The sequence below is a fragment of the Ignatzschineria indica genome (genome assembly GCF_003121925.1).
GTDB classification, from domain to species: Bacteria; Pseudomonadota; Gammaproteobacteria; order Cardiobacteriales; family Wohlfahrtiimonadaceae; genus Ignatzschineria; species Ignatzschineria indica.
The window spans coordinates 378,058-391,340 of record NZ_QEWR01000002.1 but is presented as its reverse complement, the minus strand read 5'-3'; the positions used below and the strand labels follow the sequence as shown (position 1 = coordinate 391,340).

General features: G+C 42.2%; 7 protein-coding genes. 1 reads left to right on the top strand and 6 read right to left on the bottom strand.

Annotated features, from left to right (window positions below; translation table 11 throughout):
* Positions 1 to 960 carry a TrmH family RNA methyltransferase gene (locus DC082_RS01820; protein WP_109235505.1) on the top strand — a complete coding sequence of 320 codons (960 nt, stop codon included), beginning with the start codon at positions 1 to 3 and terminating at the stop codon, positions 958 to 960.
* Here the strand turns inward: DC082_RS01820 and DC082_RS01815 are convergent.
* The 6 genes from DC082_RS01815 to fumC all read right to left on the bottom strand — a co-directional run bounded on the left by DC082_RS01815 (position 934) and on the right by fumC (position 13,100).
* Entirely contained in the window at positions 934 to 1,842 is a 909-nt protein-coding gene (locus DC082_RS01815; protein ID WP_157957382.1) for a PfkB family carbohydrate kinase, read from the bottom strand. The genes DC082_RS01820 and DC082_RS01815 overlap by 27 nt on opposite strands.
* Complete coding sequence (locus DC082_RS01810; protein ID WP_109235503.1) at positions 1,814 to 4,009, bottom strand: pentapeptide repeat-containing protein; 2,196 nt, start codon at positions 4,007 to 4,009, stop codon at positions 1,814 to 1,816. The genes DC082_RS01815 and DC082_RS01810 overlap by 29 nt, the downstream gene beginning before the upstream one ends.
* A gap of 132 nt (positions 4,010 to 4,141) precedes the next feature.
* Positions 4,142 to 5,326 carry an MFS transporter gene (locus DC082_RS01805; protein WP_109235502.1) on the bottom strand — a complete coding sequence of 395 codons (1,185 nt, stop codon included), beginning with the start codon at positions 5,324 to 5,326 and terminating at the stop codon, positions 4,142 to 4,144.
* Between the two features lie 633 nt (positions 5,327 to 5,959).
* A complete protein-coding gene (putP, locus tag DC082_RS01800; RefSeq protein ID WP_109235501.1) occupies positions 5,960 to 7,555 on the bottom strand; it encodes a sodium/proline symporter PutP in 1,596 nt (531 codons plus the stop codon).
* A gap of 267 nt (positions 7,556 to 7,822) precedes the next feature.
* A complete protein-coding gene (gene putA, locus DC082_RS01795) occupies positions 7,823 to 11,026 on the bottom strand; it encodes a bifunctional proline dehydrogenase/L-glutamate gamma-semialdehyde dehydrogenase PutA (RefSeq protein WP_109235500.1) in 3,204 nt (1,067 codons plus the stop codon).
* Positions 11,027 to 11,705: 679 nt separating this feature from the next.
* Positions 11,706 to 13,100 (bottom strand): class II fumarate hydratase, encoded by a 1,395-nt coding sequence (fumC, locus tag DC082_RS01785; RefSeq protein ID WP_109235498.1) that lies wholly within the window; start codon positions 13,098 to 13,100, stop codon positions 11,706 to 11,708.
* Positions 13,101 to 13,283: the final 183 nt, after the last annotated feature.

The following is a 13,283-nucleotide window of genomic DNA, read 5'->3' as shown; positions in this document are numbered from 1 at the left end:
ATGAGAGAGATGAGATTGAAGAGTGTAGAAATTAGCTCCCCGAGTAACCCTCGAGTAAAAGGGTGGCGGAAATTGGAGCAGAAGCGAGAGCGAGATCGTGAGGGGCTTTATCTTATTGAAGGATTTCATCTCCTCGAAGAAGCGTTACTCAATGATGCGGAAATTGAGAGTATTCTCTATAGTGAAGTGATGGTTGCAGAACACCCTACTGATTGGCAGAAGATTAAGGCTGCTCTAGAGCAATATTTAGATCGATATTTAGATCGATATTCAGATCGGTCTTCGGATCGAGATACAGATCGAGATTTCGGTCAATCTGGATCTATAAAGAAACATGGCGTATCCGATGTGGAAGGTGGAATATCACTTGAAGCGATTGTTGTGTCAGAGAGTATCATTAAATCATTAGCAGATACGGCAACTCCACAGGGGGTTATTGCGCTTGTTCGACAGCCTAAGCGCACTTTAGAGGATTTTCTAATAGCGGGAGAGGGGCGACCATCTGCTCATCTTCTGTTGCTCGACAGCGTTCAAGATCCTGGCAATGTAGGAACGATGATTCGGACAGCAGAAGCCGCTGGTTTTCAAGGGGTTATCTTAGGTGAAGGATCTGCCGATCTCTATAATCCTAAAAGTATCCGAGCAACCCAAGGAGCGCTCTTTCAGATCCCAATTTTAACGGGGGTTTCTCTGCCTCAATTATTGCCTCTGCTCCACAAGGCGGGATATCACTCTTGGGTTACCACTTTAGATGAGGCACAATTTTATAGTGATCTGAGTGCGCCGGCGCGTTGTGCATTAGTGATGGGGAATGAAGGGCAGGGTGTCTCCCCAACATTATTAGCGATGGCAACGCAGAAGGTGAAAATTCCGATGCTTGGCGCTACAGAGTCTCTCAATGTTGGGGTTGCCGCTGGAATCTTGATCTATCATCTACTTGCCGGGAATCGCGGCGCGTAATTGGGGAAGATAGCGCTGAAAATAGACCTCATCGATCCTCTCTCTTGGATAAGACTGCTCTTTTTCAAGAATAGTAGAGATCACTTGTGCGGCATGAGTCACAACTCTTTCTAAAGAGAGTTCGGGCTGATTAAGAAGGCTATTTGCGATCATAGCGGTAAAGATATCTCCCGTGCCGCCAAAATGGATCGGAATCATCTTATAGGGGATTTTAAAGTAGTGTTGTTCCCGTTCGCTATAACCAAAGATGTAAAAGTGATCATCGATCTTCACACTTGTAATAAGAATCGATTTTGCCCCCATCTGATGGAGCGAATCGAGCCAATGATAGACCTTTTCCTCAGTGACATAATGATACTCTCTCTCCTCTCCTAAAATCAGCAATGCTTCAGTAAGATTGGGAATAATGAGATCGGAGAGCATAACAATATCTCGCATACCGGCAACAAGCTTATGGGAGAGTCCACTATAGAGCTCACCCCAATCGCCCATAATAGGATCAGCAATCAGAAAAAGTCGCTTTTTCTGTGTCGCAATTAACTCTTTGATAATAGCGACTTGAGCCTCTGAAAAGAGAAATCCGGTAATAAAGAGATCAAATTGGAATTGATGTTTTTGCCACATCGCTAAGCTCTGTGCCATATAATCTGTCAATTCATAAACGATCGCATCACCATAATCGAAACTATTAGAGACAACGGCAGTAGGAAGGTAGCTAAGTGTTCTATTCTCTGCTGTAAGAAGTGGTGTCATAACCGAAAAGGAGACCTTACCGACACCGGCAAAATCACCAATTAAGAGGATCTCATCTCCCTTTTTACCACTCTCTTTTTCGATCTTTTGGTGAGTAGTGCTACTGCTCATTTGGTTTTTTAGATCCATTTTCACGCTCTTTTTTCTGACTTTCCAGATTCTCTCTATTTTCTTTGATCTCTTTGATCTCTTTGAACTCTTTAGTCTTCTTGATCTCATCTTGTGAGGGTGTTTTTATTTTTTCTCCCTTTTTCTCTACTTTTGTTGGCGGTGGAAGCTGTAATGGTGGTCTGTTTTTCTCATTTTGACGATTCTCCTCCTCTTTTGCTTCCCGACGTTGCGATTGATCAAAGTCGATAAACATCCGCGTTACAAGTCGTTTCTCTTTACGGTTAAGAGCATCATAGAAAGCTTGATATTGGCGATTCTTCTCCTTAAACATTCGATGAAAAACAGCAAGATATTCTCGGGTATTGATCTGCTCTAAACTACGATGACCACTATAAACTTCTCCCGGCTGAGGATTGGAGCCACTTCGCATCAATGTTTCATGCGCCTGTCTTGCCTCGACAATCGGAATGCGCCATCGAGGTTGCTCTAATAAGCGCTGATATTGAATATAGAGATCGGGAATCTCCTTGATCTCTTTGATACTCTCCAGTTTGTTGGGATTGATATAGATGGGAAAGTTAAGCCCTTGATTTTTTTCATCTTCCGGATGGCGAGGATGAAGTTCTATAATCGCCTCTTGTTCAAGACTGGTAACATTTGCAAAGCCAGGAAGACCGTTGATCCCTAAGAATTCAATGCGATCCTCCATAAAGTCTTCAAGCGTAAAACGGGTATGCTGCATCGTTGTTCCATAAAAGTAGGCCTTATGGAAGATATGTTGGAAATTAGCACGAATACAGTTGGCATACTTGAAGGTGGTATTGGTAATTTGTGCCTCTTCAAAGCTCGCTTCTGTCAGATCAGTCATGGTGAAGCTTGAGATATTGAGGGTTGCATAATTGAAGTTGGTATCGAAGCAATTACTATTATCAAAAGTAACATAGTTGAGGCGAGCATAAGTGAAGTTCACATTACGCAGATTCATATTTTCAAGATCGGCATGATCACTGTAGACCCCTTTGAGGATCGAGCTAGCTAAATTGAGCTTAAAGTTGAGCGCACGAACAAGCGTCTTATCGTGACTATGCTCTTTTTTACTCAAGAGACGAAAGAGGATGGCAATCTCATTGCCAGGTTCTTCTTCATGCTGCCGAATCACTTTAGAATCATCATCGTAGCGTTCTGCATAGGCTCTTGAAAATCGAGTCTTCGCAATAGAAGGGTAGTAGGTTAGAAGATACTCTTCACTATTGGTTAAAGTACGAATATGACCACATAGAATGCTTAAGACCTGCTCATGGAGTGAAAAAGCTTTTTGATACGCTTTAATCTGGGATTGATCGGCAGGATTCTGCTTTAGGTAACGTTTCTTGAGTGACGATTGTCCTCTTATCTCTGTCGGAGGGAGAGGTTTGCTCGTGATATAAGGGATAATAGGGTAATCTTTATAACGGTGGTAATAGACATTGTAATGGCGACTATCGAGATAAGGGAGCGCCTTGACCGCATCTTTAACAATCTCCCAAAGAATATAGATTCCCCCTAAACGTACTGATTCATTCTTATCCCCGAGTAGCTTAATACCCTCTAACATTCGGCGATCGATCTCACTCTCACGATCTTTCTGTTGTGTATATTCAAGATGTTTCTCGGAGTGACGCAACGAGCGATGGCGAACAGAGGCGACATAAGCGGAGACACTAAAACCTAAAACAGCAAAAGCACCAAAGTAGAGGGAGGTTAGAAATGTATATTCGCCGCCATAAAGTTTTGAGGGAGGAACTTGCGCGATTAGAGAGACAATATCAACAAAGAGAAGCGAGAGAATCAATATCATTGGAATCACAAAGATTCCCATCACAAAGAGGCTATGTTGACTGCTCAGCCTCTTAAGAATGACAGAAGCATTGGGTGTTTTCGCATAGAGAATAAAGCGTTTAAGTCCCGTCAGTAGCGCATTGTAGAGCATACTAAAGATAAAGAGGGTCACCGGGACAATAAAGATCAGGCTAATAATGGAGATATTATTGTGGAAGGGAGAATGTACGGCTAACCATAATCCGACAGGAATAAAGGCTAATAGATGAGCTGCTATTCGTCGATTACGACGACTTTTGAGAACCCATGTAATCAATCGATGAAGTTGTTGTTTAATACTTTTACCGTAATTGAGAAATTGCGTCATATCTTTACCAAAAATAATATTTTAGTTCTCAATTATGCCATTAATAGGGGGAAACTGCATCAAGCCATCCAGTGATGCTATCTTTTGCTCAATTTTATTCGATCTCTTCTTATCTTTTTTAACCCTCTATTTTTAAAGCGATTTCTCCTCCTCTTTAGGAAGAAGGAAGGTTAAAATCCCAATAATAGGGAGAAATGAGGTCAATACAAAGACTGTTTGTAATGATGTGATATCCGCAAGCCAGCCTAAGAAGAGGGCGCCGATGCCGCTCATACCAAACATTAAGCCAAAGAAGATGCCGGCAATCATTCCCACACTGCCGGGAACAAGTTCCTGAGCAAAGACAACAATTGCGGAAAAGGCAGAGGCCAAAATAAGACCAATAATCACAGCACAGATCATCACTCCCATAAAGGGAAGATGGGGAAGCGCCAAGGTAAAAGGGAGCGTTCCGAGCATTGAGAACCAGATAACAGTTCTTCTGCCAATCTTATCGCCAATCGGTCCGCCGGCAAAAGTTCCTATCGCAATCGCTGCAAGAAAGAGGAAGAGGAGGATCACGGCATTTGAGCGTTCAATAGCAAATTTTTCAATAAGATAGAAGCTAAAGTAGTTGGTAAAGTTAGCCATATAGAAATATTTGGCAAAAATAAGAATGCCTAAAATAATCAAGGCCCAAATGGTACGTCTTTTACCATAAGGAAAGGTGATTTTTCTCTCTCTCACCTTCTGTTCATTGCGCTGATATTCCGCACCCCAATGACCAAGATAGCTAAGGAGGAGAAGCGCAACAATACCAGCGATAACAAAGTAGAGAATATTCTCTTGATGAGCATATTTCACAATGATAATCCCGGCAATCAAGGGTCCAAAAGCAGATCCCATATTGCCACCAACTTGGAAGATTGATTGTGCTAGTCCAAAGCGGCCGCCTGATGCGATGCGTGTTAATCGAACGGCTTCGGGATGAAAGATGGAAGAGCCAACGCCCATCATCGCCGCGGCTATTAGAAGATGAGGGTAACTTGTTGCAAAGGCGAGTAGAGTGATGCCACTTGTCGTAATTAACATGCCAACAGGAAGGAGATAAGGCTTAGGGTATTTATCGGTCCAAAGACCAATGGCGGGCTGCAAAATAGAGGCGGTACATTGGTAGATTAGGCTAATAAGGCCGATTTTGGCAAAGTCGAGAAGAAAAAGCTCTTGCAACATAGGGTAGATAGCTGTGAGCATCGATTGTATAAAATCATTAAGCATATGGGCCGATCCTAACATCAATAGGATCGGTACTGCTGTCTGTAATGAGCGAGTCTGCATATTCCTCTCTATCCTCTTATGATTATTTCGATAGCGACTGTTATTGGTAGGGTCATTGCTATCGATTTCTGGTCTATATCTACTATTTAAGGGTGGCTATCCATTCTTATTATTTTTTTAAATCCCTCTACTTTAATATGGGGATTTAAGATCGGGATGTAAGCGATAGTTTCTATCTGCTCTATTTGAAAGTATCAGAGTTTATCAGCAGACTCAATTGTTAGATTAGCAAATCAGATCTCTCTAATTTCTCCCACTCTATTTTTTGTATTTGATTCTATAAGAGGACTTGCGGAAGGGCGGGAATCGATCATTTCGTTTTTTAAGTCGTTGCATGCCCGCAGATTGGCATCAAGAATGCAGGAGGTAATATTGTTAAAGTAGCGATACTTGCCGGCACGGGATTAATGGAAGCATGCAGGGGTAATCTCTGGCAATTCATCACCTTCTCTTTGGTTCAACGAGAAGGTAAGAAGAATAAAAAAGGGCACTCTTTAAAGAAGAGCACCCTATATAGTTTATTAACTCATTAACTCATTAACTCATTAACTCATTAACTTATTAACTCATTAACTTATTTAGGTCATTTGACGCTTAAAATAGTGAGTTATCAATAGTTGTTAGCAGTAGCATTTACGAACGCATCGCTTCTTTATAGGCAACTGCCGTCTCATCGAAGCGATCCATAATCTTTTGTGAAGGACGGCTAAAGAGACTGACAATGACAATTGTGATTGAAGCGAGAACAAATCCAGGCACAATCTCATAGAGATTAAGGATTGGGAATTGTGCAAGAATATCAGCAACTTCAACATTTCCACTTGCTGCTAACCACTCTTTCACTTTCGGGAAGATAATCACAGTGAGTGCGCCGACAATCATACCGAAGAGAACACCATTACGTGAAGTACGCTTCCAGAAGATAGAGAAGATCACCACCGGACCAAATGCCGCACCAAATCCTGCCCATGCATAGGAGACAAGCGAGAGAACCTTACTATCAGGATTGTAAGCAATATAGATAGAGATCGCTGCAACAAGGAAAACCATCATACGACCAATCCAGACTAACTCACCATCACTTGCTTTTGGACGGAGGAATCCTTTATAGAGATCTTCTGTTAATGCACTCGAAGAGACCAATAATTGGCAACTTAAGGTACTCATAACTGCTGCTAAAACACCCGAAAGAACAATTCCTGCAATCCATGGGTTTAAGAGTACTTTAGCGAGCTCCATAAAGATCGATTCTGCATTACCTTTCACAACTTCGCCAGCAGCATTAACACCACCTAAAACATTGATTCCCTCTTCAGGATGCTCTAAGAAATAGGCATAACCGAAGAAACCAACAGAAACGGCACCAATCAGACAGAGCGCCATCCATGTGATAGAGATACGACGGGCAGCGGGGATAGTCTTCACAGAGTCTGCCGCCATGAAGCGAACAAGAATGTGGGGCTGACCACAGTAACCTAAGCCCCAAGCAAGGAGAGAAACAATCGCAATCCATGTTAAGCCGTGGGTAAAGTTAAGATGCTTTTCGCTCTCATTACGAACCACTTCGATAGTATTCATAATGTCAAACTCACCAAAGTTGTTCATCTTTAAAATAACAACAACCGGTACTAAGAGAAGGGCAAAGATCATCAATGTTGCTTGAACCGTATCGGTCCAGCTTACAGCAAGGAATCCACCGATAAAGACATAAGCAATTGTCGCAATCGCGCCGACCCAAATGGCAACGTCATATTGCATATTGAAGGTAGACTCAAAGAGTCTTGCACTTGCAACAACACCTGATGCACAGTAAATGACGAAGAAGAAGAGGATAATAACAGCAGAGATAATCTTAAGAATTTTACTCTTATCATCAAAACGGCTATGGAAATAGTCAGGAAGTGTTAGAGCATCATTTGCTTTCTCTGTAAACATCCGCAGACGACCAGCAACAAAGAGCCAGTTGAGATAAGCTCCTAATGTTAAGCCGATAGCGATCCAAGATTCAGAGATACCGGCGATAAAGACGGCACCGGGTAACCCCATCAAGAGCCAGCCACTCATATCGGATGCTCCTGCCGAGAGAGCGGTGACGACACTTCCTAAGCTTCTTCCCCCTAAAATATAGTCTGAAAGATCTTTTGTTGATTTATAAGCATAAAACCCGATTCCTATCATCGCAATAATATAGATGAAGAAGGTTATATGCAGCGGTTGTAATCCACTCATGTAATGCTCCTTTGATTCATTTTGGTGGTATGTAATGATCGATCGCTTGAGAATGATCGTCATTATTTCTCTTATTGACAGGCTCTATTAACTTAAACTGCTCGTTAACGCTAAAGGTCAAAGATCAGTGCTAATTGTGAACCATTTTGAGTCATATTTAGCCATGTTTAGCCATGTTTTAATGGAGTCATCCACCACAATGGAACAAAAAAGGATAATTATGCCATTTTTGTATCGAAAGTGGGGATGATCTCAGCTTGATGAATATTATTTAGACGAAGAGCGCTCCTCTGTTGCCGGATGATCGCTCTGATTTCCTTCATCCACAGCATAAGCCTGGGTGAAGAGTGCAGCATCACCGCCAATTGCTGCCGTGTTGATGGAGAGTGAATGCTCACTCATAAAGCGAAGTAGATAGTTAGGACCACCTGCTTTAGGACCTGTTCCTGAAAGTCCCATGCCGCCAAAGGGTTGTACACCAACTACCGCACCTACCTGGTTACGATTGACATAGAAGTTCCCAATACGAGCGCGCTCTACAATATCATTGACGAAGGTATCATTACGGCTATGAATCCCCATCGTTAAGCCATAGCCTGAACGGGTCACCTCATCTAATAGGCGCGGAAGATCATCGCGATGGTAACGAACAATATGGAGGATCGGTCCGAATTGCTCTTTTTCTAATTCTAGGATCGAATCGATCTCAAAGATTACCGGGGAGATATAGAAGCCATTTTGGCAAGGGCTTTCAGGTGCTTGTGCAATCAGTTTTCCTGCGGCAGTCAACTTCTCGATATGCTCCATTAAGCCTGCTTTTGCACGCGCATCAATAACAGTGCTTACATCGGTTTTTCGCTCAAAGGGGAGTCCGACAACATAATCGGCAAGCGCACCTTTGAGAAGCTCAATAATACGATCCGCAATCTCATTTTGGAGATAGAGAACACGAAGTGCAGAGCAGCGTTGGCCGGCACTGACAAAAGCAGATTGAAGAACATCGCGCACCACTTGTTCGGGAAGTGCCGTTGAATCAACAAACATCGCATTTTGTCCACCTGTCTCTGCAATTAACATCGGAATAGCTCCATCACGTTCAGCGAGATTGCGATTGATTGCTTTTGCAGTTCCAGTTGAGCCGGTAAAGCAGACGCCAACGACACGTGGATCTTTAGTAAAGAGATCCCCAAGTAGTTTTCCATCTCCGGGAAGAAGGGCAATTACAGATTGTGGCAGACCTGCGTCAAAGAGAAGTTCTACAGCGCGGTAAGCGATCATCGGCGTTGCTTCTGCCGGCTTTGCTAAAACAGTGTTACCGGTAACAAGTGCGGCAACAACTTGACCGAGGAAGATCGCCAGTGGGAAGTTCCAAGGGCTAATACAAGCAATCACCCCTTTTCCACTATAGAAGAGCGTATTGCGTTCACCTGTTGCACTGCGGAAGAGAATCTCATTTTGATACTTCTTCGCTTCCACTGCATAGTAACGGCAAAAATCGACCGCTTCACGGACTTCATCAACACCATCTTGGATTGTTTTTCCCGCTTCTAAGCTACAAAGTGCAATGAGTTCTTCACGGTTTGCTTCTAATAGGTCGGCAAATTTTTCAATAATTTCTGCACGCTTCTCAAAACCTAAAGCATTCCAATCAAACCATGCGGATTGCAGTGTTGTGATTGCGGCTTCAACATTTTCAGCAGTTGCGGTACTTACCTTTCCGACAAAACGACTCTGATCTGCCGGTGAGTAGCTCTCTACTTCTGGGTTACCCGTGATACTTTGACCACCGATGATAGGCGTTGCTCTCCAACTCTGCTTTAAGAACTTCTCATAAGATTGGGCAAAGGGGTCCCAGGTTGAGCTGACATTGGTATTAAGCCCACGAGAGTTGCGACGTTTACCATAGAGATCATCGGAATAGATCACTGCAGGGTTTTTAATAGAATCATATTGAGAAAGGAGTGAAATAGGATCTTCTACTAATGATTCGATTGTCACTTCTGGATCGACCAATTGATGGACAAATGAGGAGTTTGCTCCATTTTCTAAAAGTCGACGGACAAGGTAGGGTAGAAGGTCATGGTGCTTACCAACAGGGGCATAGATACGCACGCTACAGCCACGTTTTTCAATCACTTCATTATAGAGTGCCTCTCCCATGCCATGGAGTCGTTGAAATTCAAAGTTGGGGTTTTGCGCCATATCGCTAATATTGAGAATAGCTGTTACAGTCTGTGCGTTATGAGTTGCAAACTGTGGTTTGATATGGTTTTGCGCCATAGGGGAGAGAAGATATTTCGCACATGCAAGATAGGAGATATCGGTACTCTCTTTACGGCTAAAGAGGGGGAAGTTATTTAATCCACGTACTTGTGAATCTTTGATCTCAGTATCCCAATAGGCTCCTTTTACAAGGCGAATAGGGATCGTGGTATTTTTTGCTTTAGCCAGAAGCGTTGCCCAGATCAGCGTTGGAAGCGCATGTTTAGCATATCCTTGTACGACCAAGCCGAGTCCACCCCATTGAGCTATCTCCTCTTCAGCGAGTAGCTTTTCAAAGAGCTCTAAAGAGAGCTCTAAGCGATCAGCCTCTTCAGCATCAATACTGATCTCAACTTCACGCTCTTTCCCTAAAAGCGCTAACTTTTTAACGCATTCAAAGAGCTCACTCATCACAAGATCATGATTGGCGACATTGTAGCGAGAGTGCAATGCCGATAATTTAATAGAGAGAGAAGGTTTTGGGCTCTTGGGAAGAGGGCTCTCTTTTCCTACAGCTAAGAGTGCTTGCTTATAATCTTCAAAATAGCGTGCAGCATCATCTTCTGTCATCGCCGCTTCACCAAGCATATCAAAGGTATAGGTATAGCCGCCTTCTCGTAGTTTTCGTCCATTAGAGAGCGCTTCTTCAATTGTCTCACCTAGGACAAATTGCTTACCCATCACTTTCATCGCTTGATAGGTTGCACGACGAATAATCGGCTCACTCAATTTATTACAGACACGCTTGAAAAGACCGCTCGCTTCATTGACGTCGATAATATTGCCCGTTAAGATCAAGCCCCAAGTGGCGAAATTAACAAGGCTCTTATCACTATTACCGCGATGGCTCTCCCAATCGATGCCGGTAAGTTTGTCTTTAATAAAAGCATCCGCAGAGGCTTTATCAGGAATGCGCAGATACGCTTCTGCAAGACACATTAGAACCAATCCCTCTTTTGTTGAGAGATTATATTCTCGTAATAGTGCATCGAGCGAACTCTCAATATCGGGCTTGCTCCGAATATCTTTAATAAGAGAGTAGGTCTCTTGGCGGATCTTATTCGATGTGGATGCATCAAATGTTAAACTCTCTTTTAATCTGTTAACACAGACAACCTCATCTTCAAGATAAGTTTTACCGATCAATGGAAAGAATTCCGCGGGGGATAATGCCGGTAATTGTTGATCTTGTAAAATTTTTGTGAGCATCACTCATTCTCCTCTGATGTGAAGATCTATCGATTTAATCTAAAAGCTTAAGGCTAAAAGCTTAATATTAAGAGCTCAATAGCCCGATAATAGTCGCGCAATAGCTTAAACATTAAACAGATATTAAACTCATTGATTAAATCTTATGGTTTACATTTTTTGACACTTTTTGCGTTATTAGTGCTATCGATACTACAACTGATAAAAATGGTAGAAATTTCTGGATATTAATGGGTATTTAATGGATATTTAATAGATACCTCTTCCTTTTGGAGTTGAATCTATCCTCTTAGCAACAGCTTACATAGTGGCTTAGATAAGGTCTAACGCCTCTCTGATTCTTGGAAACTCTCTCATTAATGGGAGGTGATCATTTTTGGTGATTAAGTTAATCATTAAAATAAATACTTTATTATCAATCACTAAAGAGTATTTATTTAAATAATTAAAAGATCTGTAAAGATATATCATTACTACTCCATAATAACAACCTATGGAGCTGTTTATAAATTGCACGATAGTATAAAAAAACGCCACCCTTTGTAAGGTGGCGTCTTCTTTTAGCGCTAAAAGTAATTTTAAAAGCTGTTTTAGAAGCGTTCCGTCGAGCATTCTCTCTATTGAGTAATTAACACTCTAAGAAATACTCTAAGGCTCTATTTGTTCTCTATATTGGTTCTTATTTGAGTGTTCCCACCATCTCTGAAGGAACAACCCATTGGTCAAACTCCTCAGCAGTTAGGTAGCCTAGCTCAAGCGCAGACTCTTTTAATGTTGTCCCTTTAGCATGAGCGTTTTTCGCAATTGCTGCCGCTTTATCATATCCAATATGGGTATTGAGTGCAGTGACTAACATTAAAGAGTTATTGACTAATTCTGTAATACGATCGCGATTAGGTTCAATACCGATAGCACAGTGATCATTAAAGCTCTCCATACCGCCGCCCAAAATGCGGACAGATTGCAGGAAGTTATTGATAATCATAGGGCGGAAGACATTGAGCTCAAAGTTACCAGATGCGCCACCAATATTGATCGCAACATCATTACCGAATACTTGCGCACATCCCATCGTTAAAGCTTCAGATTGTGTTGGGTTCACTTTACCCGGCATAATTGAGCTTCCAGGTTCATTTTCAGGAATAGAGATTTCACCAATTCCAGAGCGAGGACCTGACGCTAACCAGCGAACATCATTAGCGATCTTATTGAGTGATGCTGCAAGGCCTTTTAATGCGCCATGTGCTTGAACAATGGCATCAGTTGTTGCTAAAGCTTCAAACTTGTTTGGGGCTGTTACAAAAGGCTCTTTTGTGAAGTCTGCTATCTCTTTAGCAACACGAACAGCATATTCTGGATGGGTATTGAGGCCTGTTCCAACGGCAGTGCCGCCAAGCGCTAATTCATAGAGATGGGGAAGTGCTGCTTCGATATGTTTTTTACTATGAGCTAACATCGCTTCCCAGCCAGAGATCTCTTGCCCTAATGTCAATGGTGTTGCATCTTGAAGGTGGGTACGACCAATTTTGACAATATCTTTAAATGCCTCTGCTTTTGCTTTAAAGGTTGTATGGAGACGATCTAACATAGGAAGGAGAAGGCGTTTGATCTCTAATACTGCCGCAATATGCATTGCTGTTGGGAAAGTATCATTAGAGCTTTGTGCTTTATTGACATCATCATTAGGATGGACTAAACGCTCTTCACCTCGAACACCACCTAAGAGTTCGCTTGCACGGTTAGCTAATACTTCATTCATATTCATATTAGTCTGAGTACCAGAACCTGTCTGCCAGAGAGAGAGGGGGAACTCAGAGTTATGTTTGCCGGCTAAAACTTCATCAGCCGCTGCGATAATCGCTTCTGCTTTTTTAGCATCTAAAGCACCAAGATCCATATTCACTTTTGCCGCTGCACGTTTTACAATTGCGAGCGCTTCAATAAGCTCTTTAGGCATCTTCTCGGTAGAGATCTTAAAGTTCATTAATGAACGTTGGGTCTGTGCGCCCCAAAGTTGCTCATTGGGAACCTTCATTTCGCCCATGGTATCTTTTTCAATACGAAAATCGGTCATAAGTTGATTACTCCTTATAGTTTTAGTGATAAATAGAATGATAAATAAAACTTGGTTCTTTTTACTTCAATTGAATCGATCTGATCTGCTTTTCTCTAGAAGCGCTTAAAGTGATATTAAAGAATATGATGCCACAGAAAAAAGTTTGAGACTACGTTTTAACTACATGAGGGTCATTTACTC

Coding starts and splice junctions, on each gene's coding strand:
- DC082_RS01820 (WP_109235505.1), top strand. CDS start 1: ATGAGAGAGATGAGATTGAAGAGTGTAGAAATTAGCTCCCCGAGTAAC.
- DC082_RS01815 (WP_157957382.1), bottom strand. CDS start 1,842: ATGGATCTAAAAAACCAAATGAGCAGTAGCACTACTCACCAAAAGATC.
- DC082_RS01810 (WP_109235503.1), bottom strand. CDS start 4,009: ATGACGCAATTTCTCAATTACGGTAAAAGTATTAAACAACAACTTCAT.
- DC082_RS01805 (WP_109235502.1), bottom strand. CDS start 5,326: ATGCAGACTCGCTCATTACAGACAGCAGTACCGATCCTATTGATGTTA.
- putP (WP_109235501.1), bottom strand. CDS start 7,555: ATGAGTGGATTACAACCGCTGCATATAACCTTCTTCATCTATATTATT.
- putA (WP_109235500.1), bottom strand. CDS start 11,026: ATGCTCACAAAAATTTTACAAGATCAACAATTACCGGCATTATCCCCC.
- fumC (WP_109235498.1), bottom strand. CDS start 13,100: ATGACCGATTTTCGTATTGAAAAAGATACCATGGGCGAAATGAAGGTT.